Annotated in this window: 16 protein-coding genes, 2 tRNA genes and 3 pseudogenes; 14 read left to right on the top strand and 7 right to left on the bottom strand. The window is 42.7% G+C overall.

Annotation, left to right across the window (positions count from 1 at the left end; translation table 11 throughout):
* The first annotated feature begins 27 nt into the window (after nucleotides 1-27).
* From HMPREF1534_RS03410 to HMPREF1534_RS03420, 3 genes are all read left to right on the top strand, one after another.
* Complete coding sequence (locus tag HMPREF1534_RS03410) at nucleotides 28-1,776, top strand: RagB/SusD family nutrient uptake outer membrane protein (RefSeq protein WP_005943733.1); 1,749 nt, start codon at nucleotides 28-30, stop codon at nucleotides 1,774-1,776.
* Between the two features lie 179 nt (nucleotides 1,777-1,955).
* Nucleotides 1,956-3,740 carry an alpha-1,3-galactosidase-related protein gene (locus HMPREF1534_RS03415; protein WP_005943731.1) on the top strand — a complete coding sequence of 595 codons (1,785 nt, stop codon included), beginning with the start codon at nucleotides 1,956-1,958 and terminating at the stop codon, nucleotides 3,738-3,740.
* 61 nt (nucleotides 3,741-3,801) lie between these two features.
* Nucleotides 3,802-5,220, top strand: a complete 1,419-nt coding sequence (locus HMPREF1534_RS03420; RefSeq protein WP_005943728.1) for a Gfo/Idh/MocA family protein — start codon at nucleotides 3,802-3,804, stop codon at nucleotides 5,218-5,220.
* A gap of 96 nt (nucleotides 5,221-5,316) precedes the next feature.
* On the opposite strand, the gene HMPREF1534_RS03425 is transcribed toward HMPREF1534_RS03420, so the two are convergent.
* Nucleotides 5,317-6,756, bottom strand: a complete 1,440-nt coding sequence (locus HMPREF1534_RS03425; RefSeq protein ID WP_005943726.1) for a bifunctional metallophosphatase/5'-nucleotidase — start codon at nucleotides 6,754-6,756, stop codon at nucleotides 5,317-5,319.
* A gap of 269 nt (nucleotides 6,757-7,025) precedes the next feature.
* On the opposite strand from HMPREF1534_RS03425, the gene HMPREF1534_RS03430 reads away from it, so the two are divergent.
* Genes HMPREF1534_RS03430 through HMPREF1534_RS03440 form a run of 3 tightly spaced genes read left to right on the top strand, consistent with a single transcriptional unit; the run spans nucleotide 7,026 to nucleotide 11,953 of the window.
* Entirely contained in the window at nucleotides 7,026-9,422 is a 2,397-nt protein-coding gene (locus HMPREF1534_RS03430; protein ID WP_005943723.1) for a TonB-dependent receptor, read from the top strand.
* A gap of 33 nt (nucleotides 9,423-9,455) precedes the next feature.
* Complete coding sequence (locus HMPREF1534_RS03435; protein ID WP_005943720.1) at nucleotides 9,456-10,841, top strand: DUF4374 domain-containing protein; 1,386 nt, start codon at nucleotides 9,456-9,458, stop codon at nucleotides 10,839-10,841.
* Nucleotides 10,838-11,953, top strand: coding sequence for a PepSY-associated TM helix domain-containing protein (locus tag HMPREF1534_RS03440; RefSeq protein ID WP_005943717.1), 1,116 nt, complete (start codon nucleotides 10,838-10,840; stop codon nucleotides 11,951-11,953). Before HMPREF1534_RS03435 ends, HMPREF1534_RS03440 begins: the two co-directional genes overlap by 4 nt.
* Nucleotides 11,954-12,036: 83 nt before the next feature.
* Here the strand turns inward: HMPREF1534_RS03440 and HMPREF1534_RS03445 are convergent, their stop codons facing one another.
* Nucleotides 12,037-12,960, bottom strand: a complete 924-nt coding sequence (locus tag HMPREF1534_RS03445) for a magnesium transporter CorA family protein (protein ID WP_005943714.1) — start codon at nucleotides 12,958-12,960, stop codon at nucleotides 12,037-12,039.
* Between the two features lie 317 nt (nucleotides 12,961-13,277).
* On the opposite strand from HMPREF1534_RS03445, the gene ahpC reads away from it, so the two are divergent.
* Nucleotides 13,278-13,844 carry an alkyl hydroperoxide reductase subunit C gene (gene ahpC / locus HMPREF1534_RS03450; RefSeq protein WP_005943710.1) on the top strand — a complete coding sequence of 189 codons (567 nt, stop codon included), beginning with the start codon at nucleotides 13,278-13,280 and terminating at the stop codon, nucleotides 13,842-13,844.
* A 16-nt stretch (nucleotides 13,845-13,860) separates the two neighbouring features.
* Nucleotides 13,861-14,055: pseudogene (locus tag HMPREF1534_RS21055) on the top strand (hypothetical protein); the annotation flags it as partial.
* Between the two features lie 169 nt (nucleotides 14,056-14,224).
* Here HMPREF1534_RS21055 and HMPREF1534_RS03460 read toward each other — a convergent pair.
* Both HMPREF1534_RS03460 and HMPREF1534_RS20485 read right to left on the bottom strand, forming a co-directional pair.
* Complete coding sequence (locus HMPREF1534_RS03460; RefSeq protein ID WP_005936349.1) at nucleotides 14,225-15,511, bottom strand: IS1380 family transposase; 1,287 nt, start codon at nucleotides 15,509-15,511, stop codon at nucleotides 14,225-14,227.
* Nucleotides 15,512-15,646: 135 nt separating this feature from the next.
* Nucleotides 15,647-16,144: pseudogene (locus HMPREF1534_RS20485) on the bottom strand (transposase family protein); the annotation flags it as partial.
* Between the two features lie 137 nt (nucleotides 16,145-16,281).
* On the opposite strand from HMPREF1534_RS20485, the pseudogene ahpF reads away from it, so the two are divergent.
* Nucleotides 16,282-17,640: pseudogene (gene ahpF, locus HMPREF1534_RS03470) on the top strand (alkyl hydroperoxide reductase subunit F); the annotation flags it as partial.
* A 73-nt stretch (nucleotides 17,641-17,713) separates the two neighbouring features.
* Here the strand turns inward: ahpF and HMPREF1534_RS03475 are convergent.
* Together HMPREF1534_RS03475 and HMPREF1534_RS03480 are read right to left on the bottom strand one after the other, a co-directional pair.
* Nucleotides 17,714-17,787 (bottom strand) — tRNA-Asn (locus HMPREF1534_RS03475).
* A 20-nt stretch (nucleotides 17,788-17,807) separates the two neighbouring features.
* Nucleotides 17,808-17,881, bottom strand: a tRNA-Asn gene (locus HMPREF1534_RS03480).
* Nucleotides 17,882-17,961: 80 nt separating this feature from the next.
* Between HMPREF1534_RS03480 and HMPREF1534_RS03485 the strand changes: the two genes are divergently transcribed.
* From HMPREF1534_RS03485 to HMPREF1534_RS20480, 5 genes are all read left to right on the top strand, one after another.
* Nucleotides 17,962-18,948 carry an adenosine kinase gene (locus HMPREF1534_RS03485; protein ID WP_005943701.1) on the top strand — a complete coding sequence of 329 codons (987 nt, stop codon included), beginning with the start codon at nucleotides 17,962-17,964 and terminating at the stop codon, nucleotides 18,946-18,948.
* Nucleotides 18,949-18,991: 43 nt separating this feature from the next.
* Entirely contained in the window at nucleotides 18,992-20,692 is a 1,701-nt protein-coding gene (locus HMPREF1534_RS03490) for a S41 family peptidase (RefSeq protein WP_005943697.1), read from the top strand.
* A 797-nt stretch (nucleotides 20,693-21,489) separates the two neighbouring features.
* A complete protein-coding gene (locus HMPREF1534_RS03495; RefSeq protein WP_005943692.1) occupies nucleotides 21,490-21,987 on the top strand; it encodes a helix-turn-helix domain-containing protein in 498 nt (165 codons plus the stop codon).
* A gap of 44 nt (nucleotides 21,988-22,031) precedes the next feature.
* On the top strand, nucleotides 22,032-25,289 hold the full coding sequence (locus tag HMPREF1534_RS03500) for a coiled-coil domain-containing protein (RefSeq protein WP_005943687.1): 3,258 nt from the start codon (nucleotides 22,032-22,034) through the stop codon (nucleotides 25,287-25,289).
* 194 nt (nucleotides 25,290-25,483) lie between these two features.
* Nucleotides 25,484-25,654: a hypothetical protein gene (locus HMPREF1534_RS20480; RefSeq protein WP_154653395.1), complete on the top strand. Its 171-nt coding sequence runs from the start codon at nucleotides 25,484-25,486 to the stop codon at nucleotides 25,652-25,654.
* Between the two features lie 268 nt (nucleotides 25,655-25,922).
* Here HMPREF1534_RS20480 and HMPREF1534_RS03505 read toward each other — a convergent pair whose 3' ends face one another.
* Nucleotides 25,923-26,837, bottom strand: a complete 915-nt coding sequence (locus tag HMPREF1534_RS03505) for a glutaminase (protein WP_005943682.1) — start codon at nucleotides 26,835-26,837, stop codon at nucleotides 25,923-25,925.
* Nucleotides 26,838-26,846 lie beyond the last annotated feature (9 nt).

The raw sequence follows: 26,846 nt of genomic DNA, 5'->3' as shown, positions 1-26,846 counted from the left end.
TGATAATCTTAAATAACGAATTGAATTATGAAAAATATAAAGAATTTAGCTATCCTAGGTTTATTTACAGTTGCTTTTGCTTCATGTGATATGGAAGTAGTACCGCCTTCAGAGATTGCAGCTGAAAATTTCTGGAAGACGGAAAAAGATGCATGGTATGGTCTGAATGCTTGTTATGCACAAATGGGTGGCATGGATATTTGGGATGAAATGTGTACAGATAATGCACATAGTCATAAACCGTGGGAAGGTCCCTATGAATTGATTCAACAAAATGGAGTAAGTTCTGAGAGTGATCGTGGTTATAGCTTTAGGACTATTCGCATTGTAAATAATTTCCTTGAAAAAGTTGATGGATGTGAGATGGACGCAGCTTTAAGGGAAAGAATGAAAGCTGAAGCACGCTATTTTCGTGCATCAGATTATTTGGATTTGACTACTAAGTTTGGTAAAGTTCCTTTAGTTACTACTGTGATGGAGTATGATGCACCTAATGTGAAACGTGATCCGGTGGAAACAGTTCAAGCATTTATTTTAAGTGAGTTGGCTGAAATAGCTGAGATATTACCAGATAGTTATCCTGGTGGAGAAGGTTATGAAAAAGGACGAATCACTCGGGCTGGAGCATTAGCCTTGCGCGCTCGTGCTGCGTTGTATTTTGGCAATTTCGCAGAAGCAGAAGCGTCTGCCGGAAAGATAATTCAGGAAGGACATCATAGTTTGTTCCGTGTGACATCTTTGAATGCAGCTCAGCAGAAAGAGGCTGATGAGATGGAACAATATATTGATTTTGAAGCAAAGAATATCGATAAGGATAAGTTTGTGAAAGGTATGTTCAGTTATGAATGTTTGTGGCATAAGGAGAATGCCAATCCTGATAATCCTGAGTATTTGGTGACACGGGGGTATATGGCAGATGATAATAACTATGATTGGACTCGCTATACTTATATTCGTCCTAGTCAATTGATTTCCGGTTATTCTTCATACGAACCGATGCAGGGATTGATTGATGCGTATTGGGATATTGACGGAAAAACGATACGTCCTGAGATTCCGGTAGCAACTCGTAAAGAGAATTTTGCTAAAATAACAGCTGTTGTTGAAGGAATGGATCAAACTACTTATATTAAAACTGTTCCTACTTTGAATTTGAAAGAATATGCCTATATGGATGAATTCCGTAATCGTGACAGCCGTCTTTATGCTTCTATGTTATTTCCTTTTAAAGGATGGCATGAAACAGATTTTGGAACTTTCTATTATCGCTGGAATCCGTCATGGGCTGGTTCGGATGGTAATGAATCATGGACAGGATATAGTTATAGAAAATTACTTTCTTTGACAGCTTATTCGGATTGGGCTAGTATGGAGGATTATCCGGTTATCCGTTATGCTGAGGTCTTGTTGACTTATGCTGAAGCGAGGATTCAAACTAAAGGTTGGGATGCTGAAGTTCAGAAAGCATTGAATGATTTACGTGATCGTTGTGGTATGCCTGATGTACCTACTGTAATGCCATCTAAGGAAGCTGCTTTGGACTTTGTGCGTAACGAACGTCGTATAGAATTGGCTGCTGAAGGACAACGTTATGATGATATACGTCGTTATGGGTCTGCATATTGCAACAAAGTAATGAATGGTACTGTTTATGCTCCTAATGGTTATGAGGTTGTGAATATGACATGGAGTGATCGTTTGATGTTAATGCCTATTCCTCAAGGAGCTATGGATTTAAATCCCTTATTGCGGGATGATCAGAATCCGGGATATTAGTTGAGATGAATTTTAGGTGTTAGGATTATGCACGGGGTGTGTATGGCATTTGTCTTCACATCCCGCTTTTTATCACTAATTTGTTAAAAAAGCGTAAGCAAATACTAGGTATATTGGGGAAACTTCCTTTCTTTGTATTTCAATACAGTGCATTGATTAATTTATTAAGTCTAATAAGTATGAAATTACTTTCGATTTTAGCGTTAGGTGCAATATTTGCACTCACTTCGATAAATATGTATGCTCAAAAAGTATATGATATTTCCACGTTTGGCTTAAAGCCTGATACTCATAAAAATGCTTCTCCTGTTTTGCAAAAAGCTTTGTCGAAAATAAAGGCTGAATGCAAGGATGGTGAAGCGGTTATTCTTCGTTTTTCTGAAGGCCGCTATGACTTCCATGAAAAAGGAGCTGCCGTACGCGAATATTATATCTCGAACCATGACCAAGACAATCCTAAGAAAGTAGGTATTGCACTGGAAGACATGAAAAACCTTACTCTTGACGGGCAGGGGGCACAGTTCGTCTTTCATGGGAGAATGTTGCCGGTGTCTCTTCTTCGGTCGGAGAATTGTAGCTTGAAGAATTTCAGTATTGATTTTGAGAATCCCCATATTGCACAAATAAAGATATTGGAGAATACTCCGCAAGAGGGAATCGTATTCGAACCGGCTTCATGGGTGAAATATCGTATAGCCAAAGATTCGATTTTTGAAGCTTATGGAGAAGGATGGACTTTAAAACATTCCTGGGGAATTGCTTTTGATGGGGATACCAAACATTTGGTATACAATACCAGCGATATCGGTTGTCCGACGAAAGGAGCAAGTGAGATAGCACCGCGGCGCATTCGTGCTCCCCATTGGAAAGATGCACGTCTTGTTCCCGGAACTGTTGTTGCCATGCGTGGCTGGGGACGCCCTACTCCCGGAATTTTCCTGTCACATGATTTAAATACGACATTGGAAAACATAAAAGTACATTATGCGGAAGGAATGGGATTGTTGGCACAATTCAGTGAAAATATTACGTTAGAGAAGTTCTGTGTTTGCTTGAAGGGTGATGATGATCCGCGTTATTTTACCACACAGGCAGATGCGACTCATTTTTCAGGTTGTAAAGGAAAGATAACTTCTTGCAATGGACTCTATGAAGGCATGATGGATGATGCCATTAATGTGCATGGAACATATCTGAAAGTGGTGAAAAGGATAGATGACCACACATTGGTCGGACGTTATATGCATGATCAGTCATGGGGATTTGAATGGGGACGCGCCGGAGATGAGGTGCAGTTCGTTCAATCCTCTACCATGGAGTTGATTGGCAATCAGAATAAGATTGCAAGCATCCGTCCGCATGATAAAGAACAAATAGACGGGGCACGCGAATTCATCATTACTTTTGATGAGGCGATAGATCCGGCTGTCAATGGGCAAAGCGGATTTGGCATCGAGAATCTTACCTGGACACCGGAAGTTTTGTTTGCCGGAAATACGATTCGTAATAATAGAGCGAGAGGTAGTCTGTTCAGTACTCCGCGTAAAACGGTTGTTGAGAATAACTTATTTGACCATACTTCAGGAGCTGCTATCTTGTTGTGTGGAGATTGTAACGGCTGGTTTGAAACCGGAGCATGCCGTAATGTGATTATTCGTAAGAATCGTTTTGTAAATGCACTTACCAATTTATTCCAGTTTACGAATGCAGTGATTTCGATTTATCCGGAGATACCCGACTTAAAGAACCAGCAGAAGTATTTTCATGGAGGACCGGAAGGGGGCATTGTGATAGAAGACAATGAGTTCGATACTTTTGATGCTCCTATCCTGTATGCCAAATCAGTGGATGGATTAATATTCCGCAATAATGTTATAAAGAAGAACACGGACTATAAGCCGTTCCATTCTAACCGGAACCGTTTCTGGCTGGAGCGGGTGACGAATGTGACGATTGCCGAATGAGGTGTTCGCTTATGAGCGATGAATACTAACTATTATATTTAAATATTTATTTTGAAAAGACATGAAGATTAAGAATCTATTGACTGTGATGACCGGCTTGGCATTGTTCTGTTTGGCCGGATGTGCTTCTCCTCAGAAAGAAGCTGTTGCAAAGGAGTATGCTCCTATTGAAGTCGCTGTTCCCGAACGTCCTGCCGGACAGCAAGATGTAATTCAACTGACTGCCCCGAAGCTGGATACAGTCCGTGTTGGTTTTATTGGTTTGGGTATGCGTGGTCCCGGTGCAGTTGCACGCTGGACTCATATCCCCGGTACAAAAATTGTAGCTTTGTGTGACCTTCGTCCCAAATGTGTAGAAAGAGCACAAGGTATTTTAGAGAAAGCCGGCCTTCCTAAAGCTGCTGAATATTCAGGTTCTGAAGATGCATGGAAGCAACTTTGCGAACGTGATGATATTGATGTGGTATATATTGCTTCAGACTGGAAGCATCATGCCGAAATGGGCGTTTATGCCATGGAACACGGCAAGCACGTTGCCATCGAAGTTCCGTCTGCTATGACATTGGATGAAATCTGGGCGTTAATCAATACTTCGGAAAAGACTCGCAAGCACTGTATGCAATTGGAAAACTGTGTATATGACTTCTTCGAACTGACTACACTGAACATGGCTCAACAGGGATTGTTCGGTGAAGTATTGCACGTAGAAGGTTCTTATATTCATAACCTCGAAGAGTTCTGGGGTGAATATTGGAATAACTGGCGCTTGGATTATAACAATGAATTCCGTGGTGACGTTTATGCCACTCACGGCCTTGGCCCGGCCTGCCAGTTGCTGGACATTCACCGTGGCGACCGCATGAAGACTTTGGTAGCTATGGATACTAAAGCTGTAACCGGTCCTGAACTGGGTAAGAGATATGGTTTGGCAAACGATTCTATCGAATTCCAGAACGGTGACCACACCATGACTTTCATCCGCACTGAAAACGGTAAAACTATCCATATTCAGCACGATGTAATGAATCCCCGTCCTTACAGCCGTATGTATCAGCTGACAGGTACTGATGGTTTTGCCAATAAATATCCTATCGAACAATACTGCTTGCGTCCTGATCAGGTTGATGCTAAAGAAGTGCCCAACCACGAAAATCTGAATATGCACGCTGCTGTTCCCGAAGACGTGAAAAAAGCTTTGATGCAGAAATACAAACACCCGATTCACCAGGAATTGGAAGAAACTGCCAAGAAGGTAGGCGGTCACGGTGGTATGGACTACATCATGGATTACCGTCTGGTTTACTGTCTGCGCAACGGTTTGCCTTTGGATATGGATGTATACGACTTGGCTGAATGGTGCTGCATGGCAGAACTTACCCGCCTTTCTATCGAAAACGGTAATGCTCCGGTAGCTGTACCCGACTTTACCCGCGGTAGCTGGAATAAGGTGAAAGGTTATCGTCACGCATTTGCTAAGTAATGTCTGCAAATATCATATTTTAATTCAGGTAATATAAAAACAGAAGAGGTTGTAGCCGGCATCGGTTACAACCTCTTTTTATTGTATATATTCTGTTTATTCTTCTACAATACTAGTACGTGGCTGTTGAGGCGTGATTTCTTTTTGCTGTTTCAGATATTCTATCAAAGCATCCGAAGAGGTGGCAGTCATTTCATGCCCCGGGTCGGCATGGTCGAATCGATAACTGGAGGCGATGTAGCTGTTCATACCTACTTTGTACTGTTTATTTTCGTCCAGCGGGTTGCCATTCATGTCTTTTATGGTGACACTCACGGCTTTGCCGTCACGGGTATGAATGGTGTAGGTCATGCCCGACACCAATAGATCGGCACGTTTGCTGGCTTTGCGGTAGGAGTTCATTAATAAAGTGCGAATCTCTGCCGGAGTCATTTGATAGACAACTACAGTATTGCCGAAGGGGTCCAACTGATAGATTTCGGCCATGGTGATTTCTCCTTTCGCCATTTGTCCGATGCGCACACCGCCGGCATTCTGGAAAGCAAAGTCGAGATTATGCACATCGGCTACGGCATCGGTCATCAGTGAGCCGAGTGGCTCTTTACCGTTGAACTGTGCTGTGGCATGTGCTATTACTTGGTCTAAGTGGCAATCCTTGCGGAATTTCTGAATAGACTGCTTGATATCTGTATCTTCGTCTTTGAGTTTTGCCATATTAATCAGCTCGAATTTCTTCTCTTTTACTTTATTATCCTCCAAGGTGATAGTAGTCTTGCCCAGATAATGAAGGTTGCTCTGTGCCTGACTTATCAAGACACCATTGACGACAATGGTAGAATCAATGCGTGTATGTGAGTGTCCCCCGATGATAACATCCAGTTCGGGCATCGCTTCGGCTATCTCACAATCTTTGTTATAACCGGTATGAGTGAGACCGACAAACAGGTTGCACCGGCTGCGTAAGTTCTTGTATTTAAGTGCGGTTGATACAGGCTCGGTGAATGTGATACCTTTCAGGCGTGCGGGATGGGTGGCGGGCAGCAGCTCGCCTGTTCTTCGCTTACTCACTTCGATAAGGCCCAGGATGCATATCTTGGTGTCACCGATTTGCAGAAAAGCGTATGGCTGAGGTTGTTTGATTCCGGCTGTTTCTTCATCAACAATCATGTTGGCACATAGGAATTGGAAGTTGGCTTGCTCCATTCGCCGGTTCAGTACCTCCTGTCCGTAGTCGAATTCATGGTTGCCGAATATTTCATACTGATATCCTATCCGGTTCATCAGGTCAATCATAGGAAAGCCTTTCTCAGGGTATTGGTCCACCATCGGATTACCCGAAAACATATCTCCCCCACTCAAAATCAGAATGTTGGGATTCTTGGCACGCTCTTTTTGTATATAACTTGCTATTTTGGCAAAGTTGTCGATACTGCCGTGCATGTCATTAGTCGAAAAGATGATGATTTGCGTTTCTTTTGCTGACAGTGAGCAGCATAGAAAGACGAATAACAATAGAAAACCAGATAGCTTTTTCATTTATTATTGGTGTTTAATAGGTTAGTTTAATGCTGCAAAGATAGGCTATAAATATTTTAAATTCCTTGCAACGTGCAAAAAAGTTTATTTCCGGTGCAAAGGAATATTTGCCTGCTCAATGGGGAGAATACTTATAAATAGTGATTGTATGAAAGAAATGACTGTTGAGGAAGGTTTCTAAATTACCTATAAAAAGCGATTGTGGCGCGTCAGTTTTATCAAGACCTTTGCATCCGAATAAAGAATGTAATTACTTAGAAGAAGAAAACGTGAAAACAGTAGTTCGGAAAGTGAATATTTTAATCATCGTTTTATTGACGGCTGTATCTGTATATGCACAGCAGCATAAAACCATGATTTCGGGTAAAGTCGTATCGAAGGAGAAAGAAATCATAGACTTGGCAACGGTGTATCTGAAAGGAACCAATTATGGTTGTATGACCAATGAGCAGGGAATATATCATTTGCATGCCCCCGCAGGGGAGTATACACTGGTCGTTTCTGCTGTCGGTTATGAAACGATAGAGAAGCCGGTGAAGCTCTTTCGAGGTGAGAGAGTAAAAATGAATGTAGTATTAGCTTCGTCTGTGACAGAGTTAGACGAGGTCGTTGTCGTGTCCAATGGGGTAGGTCGTGTGAAGCGTTCGGCTTTCAATGCCGTGGCTGTGGATACGGAGGAGTTGCAGAACTCGACGAAGAATTTGAGTGATGCTTTATCCAAACTGCCGGGTATGAAACTGCGGGAGGCAGGAGGTGTAGGTTCTGATACCCAACTCATGTTGGATGGGTTCAGTGGAAAGCACGTCAAAGTCTTTATTGACGGAGTGCCGCAGGAGGGGGTAGGCAGCTCTTTCGGGCTGAACAATATTCCGGTGAATTTTGCCGAGCGTATAGAAGTATATAAAGGAGTTGTACCGGTAGGATTCGGTACCGATGCTTTAGGAGGCGTCATCAATATTGTAACGAATAAGAAGAAGAGAAAATGGTTTTTGGATACTTCTTATTCTTATGGTTCGTTTAATACGCATAAGTCGTATGTCAATTTCGGACAGACTTTCAGAAGCGGATTGATGTATGAGATTAATGCATTTCAGAACTATTCCGACAATGATTATTATGTGGATACGTATGTCACTCATTTTTCTCCCGATGGCAATACCACCGACAAAAAGAAGATTGAGCATGTAAAACGTTTCAATGACACTTACCACAATGAGGCTGTCATCGGAAAAGTGGGTTGGGTGGGGAAACCCTTTGCCGACCGTCTGCTTTTCGGTTTTACTTATTCCAATATGTACAAGGAGATTCAGACAGGAGTGCGCCAAGAGGCAGTATTTGGAGAGAAACACCGCAAGGGACATTCGCTGATGCCCTCATTGGAGTATCATAAGCGGGATTTATTTACCAAAGGACTGGATGTTAGTTTGACGGCAAATTATAATTATAATCTGACTCAGAATATTGATACGGTGCCTTATCAATATAATTGGTATGGAGAAAAGCAATATACCGGTTCAAAAGGAGAGCAATCTTACCAGGACAATGAATCGAAGAATAAGAACTGGAATGGGACGTTCAAGGTTGATTATCGTCTCAGCAGGACGCAGACCTTTACACTGAGCCATGTACTGACGGTTTTCGAGCGCAGTAACCGTTCGGATGTGAATTCCACTTCGGCTGTTTCGGATTTTACCGTTCCCAAGAAGACAAGGAAGAATATCACCGGACTTTCTTATCGTCTGATGCCTGCTGAAAGGTGGAACTTCTCTGCCTTCGGAAAGTATTATAACCAGCATAGTTCGGGATTAGTCTCACAGAATGCCGATGGTATAGGGAACTATATTGATATGTCCAAGCACGTAAGCGCTCTGGGGTATGGAGCGGCAGGCACATATTGGATAATAAGGGATTTACAGGTAAAGCTCTCGTATGAGAAAGCTTATCGGTTGCCATCGAATGAAGAGTTGTTCGGTGATGAGGACTTGGAAGCGGGTAAGGCTGACCTGAATCCGGAGAACAGTGACAATATCAATTTGAACCTCAGTTATACGCACCGCTTGGGCAAGCATGAGCTCTATGTGGAAGGAAGTCTGATTTATCGTGATACGAAAGATTACATCGTCCGTACCATCAGCTCTTTTGGTGGTAAAAGTTATGGTTCCTATTATAATCACGGGCGTGTAAAGACGAAAGGTTTTAATGTGTCTGCACGTTACAGCTATTCGCACTGGCTCAGTGTGGGAGGTACTTATAGCAGCATGGATACGCGTGACAATGAAAAATATCTGGAGGGAGGCTCCCTGCAGGAAAGCCTGAAGTATAAACTTCGTATACCCAATCAGCCTTACCGTTATGCCAGCTTGGATGCTTCGCTCTATTGGCATGATTTGTTTGCAAAAGGAAATCGCTTGTCGCTCACGTATGACAGCTATTATCAGCACGAATTTCCGTTGAATTGGGAAACTATCGGAGAGGCTTCTTCCAAGAAACGTGTGCCGGAACAATTTTCACACAATCTGGGGATTACGTATAGTATCAAGAATGGACGCTATAACCTCTCGTTGGAATGCAAGAATTTCACGGATGAGAAATTGTATGATAATTATAGCCTGCAGAAAGCCGGGCGTGCATTCTACGGGAAGGTGAGGGTTTATTTCGGACAATAGAATATGAATCGATAAAATATAAATAGAAGAATGATGAATAGAAAATTTTTGTTTTGGTCTGTTGTCATGGCATGTTGTGCAGGCAGCGTGTTGACTTCATGCAGTGATGATACAGTACCTGAAAATTCAACGCCGGATGCTCCCGGTACCGGGGCAGGGACATACGTGGTTGCTGCCACAGTTGATGGGGTAAATTATCTCCTGACTGCCGAGTCTTTGGACGAAGGAAGCGTTACAGTAAAAAATAACGGTCTTGAAACAGAGACCGGTACGTATTGGGTGTTTCATAACAATGATTACCTCTTCCGCCTTGTGTATAATAAGGGAGGAGACGGAACCGGTTCTTCTTACATTCTGAACAGTAATAATAAGCTCGAAGAGCATCTGTCGTATGCTTTTAAACGCATCACCACGTATGGCACGTGGGGAGATAATGTGATTACCGCTTCTACCGGAGATACAGACCGGACGGATGCCGGCGGATATGCGGAGCAAGGTATTTTGGTCAACTATCTGAATTCACTGGACGGTACTACAAGTACCAAGACCTACCCGTGTGAAAACTACTTGGGTAATGGTGAGTATGTTACTTTTTCCGGGTTTGTACAGGCAAACGGCAAACTTTACACTTCAGTAATTCCGATGGGGATGAGCCAATATGGTGTAAAAGCGTTCCCGGACAAGGTGACCGATCCGCAACTTGTGGCAACCGTGGCGGGAGGCAGTGGCAGCGGTGCTTATAAAGAAGGTTCTATTCCTTCTACTCAGTATCCCGACCATGCATATGTGGCTATTTACAGCGGAAATGATTTCAGCAGTACTCCAACGATTGTTGCCACTGATAAAATCGGCTTTGCCAGCGGACGTATGCGTTCTCAATATTACCAGACTATTTGGGCGGCTGATAACGGCGATCTTTATGTTTTCTCACCCGGCTACGGACGACTTACCACTTCTTCGGATGACTTAAAGCGTGTGCAGGGAACACTTCCTTCGGGAGTGATGCGAATCAAGGCAGGAGAAACTTCGTTTGACGATACTTATTATGTCAATCTAGAAGAGCTTGGAAACAAGCATCCGATGTACAAATGCTGGCATATCACAGAAGATTATTTCCTGCTTCAGATGTATACTCGCGGGTTACAGTCGAAAGGGGAGTATACTACTGAACTGGCAGTCTTTAAAGGTGAAGACCGGACACTGAAACCGGTGACCGGATTGCCATCGGAAGATGTTCTGAGTGCTTATGGAAATATTCCTTATAACGAGAACGGTTACATATATATGCCGGTATCCACTACCGATGGCAGTACTCCGGCACTTTACAAGATTGACCCTCGGACTGCTACTGCCACAAAGGGGTTGACTATCATTGCGGAGTCTGTTAGTACTGTAGGTAAACTTACATCTCAGAAATGAAAAAGATATTTCGGACACTACATCTTTGGCTTTCTGTACCTTTCGGACTACTCGTCAGCCTGATATGCTTTTCGGGTGCCATGCTGGTTTTCGAGAACGAAATAACAGAATGGAGCCGTCCCGACCTTTATCAAGTGAAAGAGATAAAGGCGGAACCGCTGCCTGTGGAGATGCTTCTAGAACGAGTGGCGGAGACATTGCCCGATAGTGTATCTGTTGCCGGAGTGAGTATTCCTTCGGAGAAAGGGCGCACGTGGCAGGTAAATCTTTCCAAACCGCGCCGTGCATCAGTTTATATCGACCCTTATACGGGTGAAGTGAAAGGGAAATACGAACGTCCGGCTTTTTTCCTGACCATGTTTAAACTGCATCGCTGGCTGTTGGACAGTATGAAGCCTGATGGCGGTATTTTTTGGGGAAAGATGATAGTAGGAGTGAGTACACTGATGTTTGTTCTTATTCTGTTGACGGGTATCATTATTTGGTGGCCGCGTACACTGCAGGCGATGAAGAATAGTCTGAAGATAACGTCGCGGAAGGGGTTTCGCAGGTTCTGCTATGATTTTCATGTGGCGGGCGGTCTGTATGCGTTGTTGTTTTTGCTGGTGATGTCACTGACGGGGCTGACTTGGTCTTTCGCCTGGTACCGGACCGGATTCTATAAAATCTTTGGAGTAGAAACCCGGCAAGGAAGTGGGCATGCAGCTCATGGACAGGAAAAGAAGGGAAAGGAAAAATCACAGGCTCCGTATGCACATTGGGAACAGGTTTATCGACAGTTGAAGAATGAGAATCCCGATTGCAGACAGATTACCATATCCCGGGGTACTGCCAATGTCTCTTTCGACCGGTTGGGCAATCAGCGTGCGAGTGATCGTTATGAGTTTGACCCTCGTTCGGGTGAGATAACAAATGTATCTTTATATCAGAATGCTGAGCCATCGGGGAAGATTCGGGGATGGATATATTCAGTGCATGTGGGAAGTTGGGGCGGCATGTTTACCAAAATACTTGCCTTTGCTGCGGCTCTCATCGGAGCTTGTCTGCCACTGACCGGCTATTATCTGTGGATAAGGCGTAAGATAGGGCAAAGAAAGAGGAAATGCCGATAGAATTATGAATTTATTGTATCGTTATCTGTCGTGGCGGATATATTCCGACACGACAGCAAAACGATAGTAAAGTAATTTTCGGCTTAAAACCACTTTATCTTTTTGAAGATAACAAATGCCATGGCCGATAGCATGATAGATATTAATATGATGAGGCTGAAAGCATGCGGTAACTCATCTACATGTACATCTACGTTCATTCCATAAAAGCTGGCTATCAATGTAGGTACCATCAATATGATGGAGATGCTGGTCATGCGTTTCATGATGGTATTCACATTATTTGAAATAATGGAAGCGAAAGCATCCATTGTGCCTGTTAAGATGTCACTGTAAATATTTACTGTGTTATATGCTTGTTTCAATTCAATGACCACATCTTCTACCAAATCAGGGTTTTGGTAATCCTTTTCCTGAAAGATACTTTGCAATTTGCCTATCATCACCTCATTTCCACGTATCGAGGTGTTGAAATAGACTAATGTCTTTTGCAGCTTCATCAGTCGAAGTAAATCTTCGTTGCGGATGCTTTTCTCCAACTCTTTTTCGGCTGCCGTCACATCATTGTTTATTTGCTTCAGGTATTTCAGGAACCATACTGCAGAAGAGTAAATCAGCCGTAATATCAATTCAAACTTATTGCGCACCACTATTCCTTTTCGGCGTGTATGGTCGATAAAGTCGGGTATCATTTCAGTGGAATGATAGCAAATGGTGACAATAATCTCATTGTTTGTGATAATGCCTATGGGAATGGTTGTATATGGAATACTTCCTTGTTGCTGCAAAGGAATACGGATAATGGTCAGCAACCAGTTTTCCTCGGTGTCGGTACGCGGTCGTTCATCTACATCGGCAATGTCCTCTAAAAAAGATTCGGGGACTTTTAAATCTTTGGTCAGAAAGTCAAAATCGCTTTTATCAGGGCATTCTACATTTACCCAGCAGTTGGGCATCCACTGCGGCTTTTCCACAAAACCGTTTTCACAATAAAGATATTTTCTCATCTTATTGCCTCCTTTCGTTTGTTTTAATTCCGGGCAGAGGCATTGCAGGCGTGCTGTTTAGAGCCCTGCCGGATAAGTTAATACTATACTGTACGTTCGTGGGTTTGAATCGTCCATTTCTTGTTGTTTTTTATAAATTCCGAGGCAAAAGTACGTAAAAACTTTAAATACACCTAATCTTCTGTACCTATTTATGGTGATTGTTGTTCTATATTATCCTAATAACTAGGTATTGCAGAGGGAAACGCAGTGCACTACCTTTGTAAATGTAATAATTACAATTTAAAAATTAATTTCATTTTTAAAATAGAAAGTGTATGGAACCTATTATTAATTCACAAATACCTGAATTTAAAGTTCAGGCATTTCACAATGGAGAGTTTAAAACAGTGACTAACAAGGATATCGAAGGGAAATGGGCTATTTTCTTTTTCTATCCTGCCGACTTTACTTTCGTTTGCCCTACTGAGTTGGTAGACATGGCAGAGAAGTATGACCGATTCAAGGAAATGGGTGTAGAGGTATATTCTGTCAGCACAGATTCACATTTTGTTCATAAAGCATGGCATGATGCTTCCGAAAGCATTCGCAAAATCACTTATCCAATGTTGGCAGATCCTACCGGGGCTCTTTCTCGCGCATTCGGTGTGATGATTGAGGAAGATGGCATGGCTTATCGTGGTACCTTTGTGGTTAATCCTGAAGGTAGGATTAAATTGGCTGAAATTCAGGACAACAGCATCGGACGTAATGCCGATGAGTTACTTCGTAAAGTGGAGGCGGCTCAGTTTGTTGCCGGTCATGATGGGGAAGTTTGTCCCGCAAAGTGGAAAAAAGGTGCCGAGACACTGAAACCGAGCATTGACCTCGTAGGTAAAATTTAAAGCAATTGGGAAAAATATGTTGGATAGCGCAATAAAAGAACAGTTAAAGGGGCTATTTGCCCAACTGGATGCGCACTATACTTTCGACATCTTTGTCCACCCTCGGCATGAAAGCCGTGCCGAGTTGGTGGATTTGTTGGAAGAAGTGGCTTCTTGTTCTGAAAAACTCTCCTGTCGTTTGCAAGAGAGCGAAGGTTTGAAATTTATTCTTTCCTTAAATCCGCAACTCCATTCCCGAAGTGCTACCTACAAGAGAAATGGACTTTTGATTCGTAAGACAGCCATTAAGTCCTCGCGTCCGTTTCAATGCGCATACTATCCCCTTACCCCATAAAGCGACTTGAGGCAATACGCAATCAGTGGCCATCAAGTGACGTAAATCATCCGGAAGAAGTTTTGAAGGCTTCTGCATATGCATGGTTGTCGGTGTAGATGTTCAGCACACATTGCCTTGCGGTCTTAATCCACTTGGCAGGTACTGAAATGAATTTGAAGACAAACGTCTTGATACGGCTGGTTTCCTTGAGCCCGAACTTCTTCACTTCAATCCTTTGCATGATGGCCTTGTAAAAATTGCGTATCAGTGCCGTCAGGAGCAGGAACACGGTATTTTCCGCCATGAAGGATTTAGGCAGTCTGCCCCATCCAAACCCATTGTTCATGTCATCAAAGATGCGTTCCTTGCCTCCACGCATGTTATAGAACTCCACGATGTCGCTCATGGATGATTCGTAATCGTTGGTCAGGATGCAGCGGTATGTATATTCCCCCTCCCACAGGTCAAGTCCACTGCCCATGCGTCTCTGTCTCTGGATTATCAGGCGATACGGTTTGCCTTTCCACTTCTCAACGAGAATGGAGTTCAACTCAAACACAATGCCGTTTATTTCTTCCCTCTTCCACCCCCTGAGCGCGAAGATGTCATCATAGAGCGAGCAGCAGCGGTTGGCACGTATGTAGAATGTCCTGCAATGCTTCCTGACCTCATCCACAATGTCTTCAGAGCATGAGCCGCAGTCGGCCCTGAAGCGGTTGACTGCCATTTTCTTTTCTTCAAGTCTCCCCAAAATCCTCTTTAGCGTGTCACCCTGGTGAAAGCGTACATTGGTGTTGCCGTCGCTGTTCTCTATGCCGACAATCATGTCGCCGATAACGGCCACACCGGGCCTGTAACCAAGAAATTTCTTGTACGTGGGCTTTGCATCGTACTTCTCCGTCTCAATGAACTGGTGGTCAAAGTCAACGTCATACTCCCCGCCCTCTTTCAACTGCCCTGTGGCCAACAGGCAATTCAGGAGCAATGTGTTGAGTGTGTCTGCCGTATTGAAGTCATAGGACTTTCCGGCATCAGATGTGTATGAGATGTTTTCCCGGGCCAGTTCGTTTATTGCCCTGAGGATGGTGTCGGCGCTACAGGTGCGGAGTGTGGGGTGAAGGGAAAGATGACTCATTAAGTGGGCGGTGACATCCTCAACGCAAGAACCGCCGCAGAAGTAAACGCATAGGAGGGAGCGGATGATTTCGCTGTATTGATAACCATAGAGTTTGCATCTCAACCCAAGTGTTGAGTCAATTGTAGAGGAGAGAAGGGAGGTAAATTGCTCCATGATTGGAAATATGCCTCCAAAAGGAGTGAGTCTTTCGGATTTTATTGCTACATTTGCCATGCTTGTTACGGTTTTCTTTGTCTTTGGATTCGCAACACTAAGGTAAGTGAAAACGCTGACATGGCAAAAACCTGGGCAACAAAATGTTGCTCAGGAACTTATAAAAATAATTATCAATTATGTTGCGGAATTAAGGTAACCAAGAAATTTCTTGTACGTGGGCTTTGCATCGTACTTCTCCGTCTCAATGAACTGGTGGTCAAAGTCAACGTCATACTCCCCGCCCTCTTTCAACTGCCCTGTGGCCAACAGGCAATTCAGGAGCAATGTGTTGAGTGTGTCTGCCGTATTGAAGTCATAGGACTTTCCGGCATCAGATGTGTATGAGATGTTTTCCCGGGCCAGTTCGTTTATTGCCCTGAGGATGGTGTCGGCGCTACAGGTGCGGAGTGTGGGGTGAAGGGAAAGATGACTCATTAAGTGGGCGGTGACATCCTCAACGCAAGAACCGCCGCAGAAGTAAACGCATAGGAGGGAGCGGATGATTTCGCTGTATTGATAACCATAGAGTTTGCATCTCAACCCAAGTGTTGAGTCAATTGTAGAGGAGAGAAGGGAGGTAAATTGCTCCATGATTGGAAATATGCCTCCAAAAGGAGTGAGTCTTTCGGATTTTATTGCTACATTTGCCATGCTTGTTACGGTTTTCTTTGTCTTTGGATTCGCAACACTAAGGTAAGTGAAAACGCTGACATGGCAAAAACCTGGGCAACAAAATGTTGCTCAGGAACTTATAAAAATAATTATCAATTATGTTGCGGAATTAAGGTCTTTTAAAGGAAGGGGAAGATACGGGTATTACTTTCCGAGCCGTACCCGGCGGGCATGAATTTACTTCTTTGCTGATGGCGATACTTAATGCTGATGGCAAAGGTAAGAATTTTCCCGATGAGTTTATCACCCGGCGTATCCGTGCATTGCGCGGACCGATAAATCTGACTACATATTTATCGTTGGGCTGCACCAACTGTCCTGATGTAGTTCAGGCATTGAATTTGATGGTGGTGCTTAATCCTCAGATACGCCATGAAGCTGTAGACGGTGCTGTGAATGAAGAGGAGGTGAACCGCATGAAAGTGCAGGCTGTTCCTACAGTGTTTGCCGATGGCGAACAGATTCATGTGGGACGCGGTAATATCGGTGATTTGCTCGAAAAACTTGAAGTGCGTTATGGTGCATCGGTTTCGGAATCTTTTGAAACGAAAGAGTATGATGTGTTGGTAGCGGGAGGCGGTCCAGCCGGTGCTGCGGCTGCCATATATTCTGCTCGAAAAGGGCTGCGGGTGGCTGTAGTGGCTGAACGTATAGGTGGTCAGGTGAATGAGACCATGGGTATTGAGAATCTGATATCCGTGCCTCGGACTACCGGTAAAGAACTGGCACAGGACTTGAAAAGCCATTTGGCTGCTTACCATATTGATATACTTGAGAATCGCAGGATAGAAAAAGCCGAGGTAGTCGGGGAAATGAAAGTGCTGTCGGTTAAGGGTGGTGAAAGTTACAAGGCTCCTGTGCTGATTATTGCTACAGGTGCCAACTGGCGGAAGTTGAATGTTCCGGGCGAAGAGAAATATATTGGTCATGGAGTGGCATTCTGTCCGCATTGCGACGGACCGTTTTATAAAGGCAAGGAGGTAGCTGTTATCGGTGGTGGTAACTCCGGAGTGGAGGCGGCCATTGATTTGGCAGGTATTTGCTCTAAGGTGACGGTCTTCGAGTTTATGGAGACTCTGAAAGCAGATACCGTTTTGCAGGAGAAAGTCAGGAGTCTGCCTAATGTAGATATCTTTACTCACACCCAGACGGTTGAAGTATTGGGCGATGGGGATAAGGTGGTCGGTATGATTAAGAAAGACCGTTCTTCGGATAAAGAAGAAATCTTTGCTTTGGACGGCATTTTCGTTCAGATTGGTTTGACTGCCAATAGTGCTTTATTCAAGGATTTGGTAGAAACGAACCGTATGGGCGAAATCCTGACCGACAAAAATGGCCGCACTTCCGTGAAGGGTATTTATGCAGCAGGAGATGTAACGGATATATCCTATAAACAGGTTATCATTGCGATGGGTGAAGGGGCAAAGACCGCACTTGCCGCTTTCGAAGATCGTATGCGTGGTGAAGTCGGATGAGATATGGCTTGTTGCCGCTTTGGTACACAATTTATAAGAAATAAAAAAAGGTTCGCAGATGCGAACCTTTTTGCTCTTCCTCTTGGACTTGAACCAAGGACCCTCTGATTAACAGTCAGATGCTCTAACCGACTGAGCTAAGGAAGAATTTGCAATTAATTCTTTCGCTCTTCCTCTTGGACTTGAACCAAGGACCCTCTGATTAACAGTCAGATGCTCTAACCGACTGAGCTAAGGAAGAATGTTTTTTTCTTAATTGCGGTGCAAAGATAATAGGTTTTTTCGAAATATGCAATATCTTTGCAGAAAAATTTTAGGTAAATGGATAAAATAATTGGAATGGGCAATGCATTGGTTGACGTTCTTGTTACTTTGCAAGGTGATGCACTGTTGGATGAAATGAATTTGCCCAAAGGAAGTATGCAACTTATAGATGAGGCTAAGTTTTTGAAAATCAGAAATAAATTTGCTGATGTGAAGACTCATAAGGCAACGGGAGGCTCTGCCGGAAATACGGTCTTGGCGTTGGCCAACCTCGGAGCGCAGCCCGGCTTCATCGGAAAGATAGGAAAAGATGATTTTGGGCAATATTTTAAAAAGAATGGTTTGAAGCGTGGGATAGACATGAATTTGTTGGTCGGTGATTTGCCTACAGGAGTTGCTTCTACCTTTATATCTCCTGATGGGGAGCGCACTTTTGGTACTTATCTGGGAGCTGCGGCAACTATGAAAGCCGAAAATCTTACATTGGATATGTTTAAAGGATATGCCTATCTATATATAGAAGGTTATTTGGTGCAAGACCATGATTTGATTCTCCGTGCCATGCAGTTGGCCAAAGAAGCCGGTGCACAGATATGTCTGGATATGGCCAGCTATAATATTGTGGCGGAGGAACTGGACTTCTTTACCACTTTGATAAATAAGTATGTCGACATTGTTTTTGCCAATGAAGAAGAAGCGCGTGCTTACACAGGAAAAGATGCATGGGAAGCCATCAATGAAATTTCTGCCATGTGCAGTGTGGTGGTTGTGAAACTCGGTGCGCAAGGTTCCTGTATCAAGAAAGGGACGGAATGTATCAAACTGGAGATTCCGCCGGTGAAGAAAGTGGTAGACACCACCGGAGCAGGCGATTACTATGCTGCCGGATTTCTTTATGGACTCACGTGCGGTTATTCTTTGGAGAAATGTTCCATTATCGGCTCCATTTTGGCATCCAATGTGATACAAGTGGTGGGTACAACCTTATCAAAGAAAAAATGGGACGAAATAAAGTTAAATATAGAGGCGCTTCTGCAATCCTGATTAGAATAATGTATTAATTTGCGGTTAACAAATATATAAAAGAATGAAGTGGAATACTAAGAGTTTATTATTTATAGCGTGCGTCGGCTTGGCGGGAAGTGCTCTTTTCGGCTTTAGCAAAGGTGATGACCGTAATTTTCGGATAGCTAAAAACCTGGATGTCTTCAATGCGGTATTCAAGGAGCTGGATATGTTTTATGTGGATACGATTGACCCCGAGAAGGTAATTAATTATAGTATCGAGGCGATGCTTGCACAAACCGACCCTTATACGGAGTATTATCCCGAAGAGGATAATACACTGAAAGAAATGACCAGTGGAAAGTTTGGAGGTATCGGTTCTGTCATTCGTTACTACACTCCCCGCAAGCGTGTTGCCATTATAGAGCCGTCGGAAGGAAGTCCGGCTGCCGAAGCCGGTCTGCAGGCGGGCGATATCATTATGGAGATAAACGGTAAGGATATGGCACAGGGAGACAGGACACCCAACGAACTGACCTCTTATGTGAGCGATAATTTGCGTGGCGACCCCGGCACGACTTGTGTATTGAAATTGGAACGACCTACGGCAGACAGTACTTATATTCCTATGGAGCTGAAGATTACCCGCGGAACCATCCGCACCAATCCTGTTCCTTACTATGGAATGGTAGATAAGAACATCGGCTATATTGCCATCAGTACTTTTGCTATTGAAGGATGTTCCAAAGATATAAAGAAAGCATTGATTGAGTTGAAGCAGCAGGGAGCCACTTCTATCGTTCTTGATTTGCGCGGAAATGGTGGAGGACTATTGAGCGAAGCTGTGAATGTGGTGAACTTCTTTGTGCCGAAAGGAAAAGAAATAGTAGTGACCAAAGGTAAAATAAAGCAAGCCGGCAGTACTTATAAGACATCCAATGAGCCGATAGATATGGAAATTCCTTTGACCGTGTTGGTGGATGGCGCTACGGCATCGGCTGCCGAAATCGTTTCCGGTTCTTTGCAAGACCTCGACCGCGCTGTGATTGTGGGTAACCGCACCTATGGAAAAGGCTTGGTGCAAGTGCCGCGTGAACTCCCTTATAATAGTAGCATGAAGGTAACAACTGCCAAATATTACATTCCCAGCGGACGTTGTATTCAGGCCATCGATTATGCCAAACGCAATGCCGACGGTTCGGTGGCACGCATCCCCGACAGCCTGACTACTGTATTTCACACGGCAGCGGGACGTGAGGTGCGCGACGGCGGCGGCATCCGTCCCGATGTGGAAGTCAAGGCGGAGCGTTTCCCCAATATCATGTTCTATCTGCTGAATGATGATATGATTTTTGATTACGCCACCCAATACTGCATCAAGCATCCCAACATCGGTGAAGTGAAAGACTTCTCAGTGACGGATGCCGACTACGATGATTTCAAGCAAATGTTGAAGAAGCGTAATTTCACCTATGACCGTCAGAGTGAGAAGTCGCTGAAGAACTTGAAGGAGATTGCCGAATTTGAGGGATACATGGAAGGAGCATCCGAAGAGTTTGCAGCGCTGGAAAAGAAACTGACGCATAATCTTGACCATGAGTTGAACCGTTTCTCCAAACAGATAAGGAAAGCGATTGCTGAGGAAATAGTGAAACGTCATTATTTTCAGCGTGGCGTGATATTGGAACGCATGAAAGATGATGCAGATCTGACTAAGGCTATCGAAACATTAAAAGATAAAGAAGGATATACTAAAATTCTGTCTGTCCCGGCAGATAAGTAACAGATTCTTTCTTCGGAAAACCATAAACAAGGACGAAAAAGGTGGTGGCAGTACTTTCTTTCCTATTCGGAAAGAGTGCTGCCACCACTTTTTTTTCCGATATCTGTTTCATAGCATCAAGATTCAGTTTAAAAAATGGAGAATTTCGTTGAAGTTCTTATTCTCTCATGAAAACAAAACGCAAGTTTGCCATTGGAAGAAAAATAGCTTTCACACAGAACCCTCATGAATAGGAGATTTCAGTACCTGTTATGTGTGAAAGCAGATTGTTTCAACTTTCCTGACTGACGGAATTTCTCTCATCTGCATAATTCCATCTTCTTCTTAAAGACCTTGGTCTTTTTGAAAAAGACTTAATTCTTTTTCGGAAACTCTTTGGTCTTTTTTGAAAACTTCAAGGTCTTTTTATTATGATACATTGACATCTGTTAAGATTTTCAAGTTGGGTGTGAAACAAATGATTGACGGAACTTAATCTGTTGGGTATGTGGTGAATAAGATTTTAGGAGAAAGAAGAAAAAAAGTGTATCTCTTAGTAAGAGATACACTTTTCGCTGCAAATTTACACAAAGTTTTGATAATTAAAACTTTTTGAGAAGAAAAATCACAAGGCAAGTGCAAAAATATCTTTAGTCTTAAGTTATAGGACACTTTTTTATCGACTTAAATAATTAATAATAAAGCGGTTATGTGCGTTCGGTGTATCTCTTACTAAGAGATGCACCGAACGCAACTCTTTTTTAAGGGTTTGAAAAGTGAGTAATTATCTGAAATAGAGACGATAAAAAGAGAGTACAATGGACTACCTGTTCCTACATCGCGACAAGCGCACTTTTACTTCCGAAAGGCAGAAGAATCTGCTCTTCCGGGCTGCCCGGCTTTATTGGGAGCAGAAGTATGCGGACAACGAAGTGGTTCCGAAAAGAAAAGTTGATTGTGAGCTATATAAATATGTATTGTACTATTTGGAAGTTCGCCAGGTGTTTCTTGACCCGAAGCTCTCTTTGAAAAAACTGAGTGATATGATTGAGACGAACCAGACTTATCTGTCCAACGTGGTGAACCGCTACTTCGGTTGCCATCTGAAAGAGTTGGTGAACACATATCGGGTGGAATATGCCAAGGAACTGCTCCGTTCGGGCAAGTGTCTGCCGGAGGAGCTGCCTCAACGCTGCGGGTTCTTGTCGCGAAGTGCTTTTTATGCTGCTTTTAAAAAGGTGACGGGTGTTTCTCCCAAACGTTATATGAAATATGAAATGAGAGCACAGCACTCAGAATCAATAAATTATGTATAACCAATTTTAGTTTTTTAAATTTATAAATTTAAAGTTTTTCTATTATGAACAAAAAGTTTTTAAGTGCAATCCTGTTCGGAGCCTTAATGGTTTCGTCAACAGGAACATTCGTGTCTTGTAAAGACTATGATGACGACATCAAGGACTTGCAGGAGCAAATCGACAAGCAGAAGACTGACTTGAGCGATAAGGTCACTGCCATTGAATCTTCTATCGCCAGCCTGCAAACGGCTCAGACCGGCTTGGAAGCCAAAATAGCAGAAGTGAAAGATGCCGCTGAAAAGGCCGCTTTGGAAGCTCAGAAGGCTGCTATTGCTGCGGCTGCAGAAGAACTCGCCGGTGTAAAGGCAGAGTTGGAAGCTGCTATCACTAAATTGCAGACTGCAACCGATGAGGAAATTCAGGCTGTAAAAGGTGATATTACTGAAATCGAAGCTTCTATTGCTGAAGTAAACGGTAAAATCAATGCTTTGCAGGCATTTCAGACAACTACCGAAGAAACTTTAGCTGCTTTGGCTGAGGCTGATACTAAATTGGCAGGCACACTGACTGCATTGGATGCTGAAGTGAAAGCCAATAAGGTAGCTATCGGTAAAAATGAAGCTGCTATTGATGCTCAGAAAAAGGCTTTGGAAGCCTATATCTTGTCAAACGATGAGGCTGTAGCTGCCAATAAGACTGCCATTGAAGGTATTTTGGTTACATTGGGCGAACAACAGGAAATCTTGGATGGCCTGAAAGCATTCGATGTGAAAGAAACTCAGGATGCTATTGCGACTATCGAATCTAAACTGGCAACTATGGCTACTGAACTGACAACCTTGTCTAATCAGATTTCAGCAATCAACTCCAACTTGGATTTGGTTTGGGCTGCTATTGCCAAAGGTGTAACTCACGTTTCTCTGTATGCTTCGGCTAACGGTGCTATCATTAATGGTGAAAACGTGACACTTGGAGTAGCCGACATTGAATTACTTTCTGCCAAATCAATCGCTGACTGGACTTTCGGTGAAGGAATGCCGGGTGCTGTTAAATTCACTAAGGGTGAAAGAAGCAAACAGAGAGCTACCTTGGTTGTTCGCGTTTCTCCCGTTACTGCAACTTTAAATGCAGGAGACATTCACTTTATCAGTACTCAACTGGACGGTACTACTCCGGTAGACTTGGTTGAAAAAGGTTTGGTGAAAGTAACTGGTATAGAGCCTTATAAAGGTGAAGTGTTGTCACGTGCCGGTATTTCAGCAACAGGATTGTGGGCTGTAAACTTGGAAGTAGGAGATAACTATGATGAAACTGCTTATGACAAGGCAACAACCGTTGTTAAATCAGAAGAAGGATATGATTTTAGTGGAAAAGCCGATATGACTTTAGACACTAAAGAAAAGTCTATTTTATTTGCGGTGAAGGTTGCTGATACAGACAATGCTGCCAGAGCTGCAGTATCTGAATATGCTTTAGCGTTTACAAAAGACAATTCTGAAGCGAAGGCAAAACTTGATTTCAATGTATGGGCCGGAACTGATGGTTGGAAAGTTGAAAATCTGCACAACCGCTATAAACGTAGTGAAGAAGATGCTACTACTACTGCTCCTGCAGAATATAAGTGGGCAGGCATTCCTGCTGCCACTCCTATATATGAGGGTGCTTTGGCTAATGTAGCAAAAGACGCTTCAGACAACCGCCAGTCTAAATGCTTGAATACAGCTGGAACAGCAGTTGCAAAACCTGTTGTATCTTCTACTGCAAATTCATTCAAAGTGAAATTGGCAGATGACATGTTGGCATCAGCTACTCACTTCTATGTGGTATTGGATAAAGAACGTGCTTTGTCTTCAGACGATTCTGAAATCAAGACTTGGACAAAACTTTATGAACCGAACATTACCGGTATCAATACTGTATATGATGTGAAGACTACAGGTGGTGAGGCAACAATCGGTTTCACTATCAATGATATCAATGACGTTATTGGTTTCCGTGTTTACGCTGTAAACTCTAACGGTACTTTGGTTGACCCGGATGGTCGTGCATTCTATGTACGCGTAGGTGCTGTTGCAGATGTAATCTCTGCTAAGACCACTATCATTGCAGATGCTAATGTCACTTACGATAAGAACTTATCTGATAAGGCTGACGTTGCAGCTGAAATGAAGGATAAGTATGCTGAGGCAAAAGGTATAGTTGCCGGTGTTGACTTTGTAACTGATAAAGTTTATATCGCTTCTTATCCAAATTCTAAATCACCGGCATTTGAAGTTAAATTTGAAATGCAGGATGGTACTGTTAAGAGCATTGCTGACTTTAAGGGTAAGGAGTTGAAAGAACTTGCCAAGGTTAAGAGTATTTATACTACTCGTGCAAATGGAATAAATGTTACAGAATATGTTGACGACCAAGTTTATAACGGTACTATCAGCTTCAAGAATGATAAAGATGTAGCTATTGCCACTCTGAATGTATCTATGACTAAGGTTGTTCCGACTACATTGCCTGCAGGTACTGCATGGAAGGAAAATCAATTGCAAGCTGATAAGAAGACATACTTCTGCTATGTTCTTCCTAATGCATTTACTCCTGTAACTGCTACTGTTGCTACAATGAAGACTAATGAAATGTTCAATGTTGATGCCACTATCAGTGATGTTAATAAGTACACATTCTTCTTCACTACCAACGATCCGATTGTAAATAGAAAGGTCGACGGTTTCGGTAATACTGTTTTGAGTCTTGAAAAATCTAAGGATGAATTTGCAATGATTGATGATGTAACTCCTTATGATGTAGTTGTTAAGTACAACTATGGTAAGGTTTCATCTAAGACTCCTGATCAGGATATTGTAATAGATAATGCAGCAGATGGCTGGAAGGCTGTTTATAGCAATATTTATGGCAAGTCTTATACATTCGATTGGGCAAGTGAAGCTTATAAAAAAGCAGCACAATCCATTAAATATGGTGTAGACTTCAAATATACGTCTGGTACGACTACTGTACCTTTGGATAAAGTAATCAAAGGCAAGAGCTCTTATTACGCAATCTACGATGGATTGTTGGCTGATGCTGACGGCTTGAAGATTGTAAAAGAGAAATGCTCTTTCGTAACAGTTTCAACAGGAGAAGAATCTGAATACTTCGAGATTAATTGGAATAATGGTAAACCTGAATCTTTGAAAGCTCTTAAGAAGGATTCTAATATTACCGACAATGTTCCTTCTATATTGAAGATTACAGTTCTGGATTGCTTCGGCAATGAACGCGTAATTGAAATGAACATGACAGTTGTTCCTAACGTTGCAAAATAATAGTTTTTAGAACAGGTTTTAAAAACTATTCCTAATAAAGCTTACCCTCATCGCAAGTAATTGTGGTGAGGGTAAATTTTTTAGGGTCTCTTTGCTGAAAAGACTTATGAAAAGCTTGTTTAATTTTTTCTCAATAATCATCTTATAGTTGTCCATTTGGTCATTACGGTACCTGACACAAATGACATATAATTATGTGTAGGTTTATGTCACCGTATGTGAATACTACTAAGATTGTTTATAAGAATAATGAAGGTAATGTTCAGAAATTCACATTATGGATTCCGATGGAAATTACTTACTATTGGGGTACTTTGAAAGCTGTAGCCAAGTGTGATGTTGAATCAACAAAAGCAAACCAGTAATAGAACAGGTATTGAATTATTAGCAGTTGAATAGATGGAAGGTACGTTGTTGTTTCAGCGTACCTTTTATTATTGGTGGGCTAATCTTAATTGTATTGCAAATGAAAATGGATAAAATCGTTTTTGTTTTATTATTAGGTTGCTTGTCGTTTTAGTTTTTCCACTCAGGGATGTAATGAACTTAAATATAAGATTGAATTTGCAAAGATAGATGAAGAGAGAACTGATTCCGATAGAATGGATATTATTCTCTCTTCACTTTTATTTTTTAGAAAATAGACTCTTGTGTCTGTGTGGTCAGCAGCTCCAACGCCTTGATTCCCATAACCGAGTTTCCTTTCCGGTTTAATCTCGGGCTCCATACTGCTACCGAATAACGTAACGGATAAACAGCCGCTATGCCACCGCCCACACCACTTTTTCCGGGCAGACCCACAAGGTAAGAAAACTCTCCCGCTTCATCATAAAAGCCGCATGTCTGCATAATGGCATTAATACGCTTCACTTGCGACGCAGTAAGGTTGATATCCCCAAATGTGAATGGCTGTTTGTGGTTGGCAAAAGCCAGAAAAGCTTTGGATAAATCATAGCAACTCATTTCAACAGAACATTGGAGAAAATAGAAATGGAGAACGCGTTCGATGTCATTCTCTATATTATGATGATACTTCAGCAGATTGGCGATGGCTGCGTTCAGGTAACCTTTTTCACGTTCGGATACCGCTACTTCTTCATTGTAATTAATAGTATCGTTTCCACAAATATTACGGATAAAGTGGAGGAAATCTTCTTCGGGGTGTGACAGATGCTTTAAAAGTATATCTGCCAATACAATGGCACCGGCATTGATGAACGGATTGCGGGGAATTCCTTTTTCAACTTCTAACTGTACAAGGGAATTGAATGCAGTGCCCGATGGCTCTTTTCCCACTCTTTTCCATAGTTCGTCTCCCTCAAGGCTGAGGCATACGGCAAGTGAAAAGACTTTCGAAATACTCTGGATGGAGAAACGAGTGTCAGCTTGTCCCAGCATGAAAGTTTCTCCTTGAATGGTATTGATGCAAATGCCAAACTGATCCGGGTCTACTTTTGCCAATGCAGGAATATAGTCAGCCTGTTTGCCGATGCCGGCAAAAGGCTGTATCTCCTGATAAATATTTTCGAGTATCTGCTGATAATTCATGGTACAGAT

Source organism: Phocaeicola massiliensis B84634 = Timone 84634 = DSM 17679 = JCM 13223, assembly GCF_000382445.1.
GTDB classification, from domain to species: Bacteria; Bacteroidota; Bacteroidia; order Bacteroidales; family Bacteroidaceae; genus Phocaeicola; species Phocaeicola massiliensis.
The sequence above is the reverse complement of the archived record's forward strand: the minus strand, read 5'-3'. Positions and strand labels throughout refer to the sequence as shown.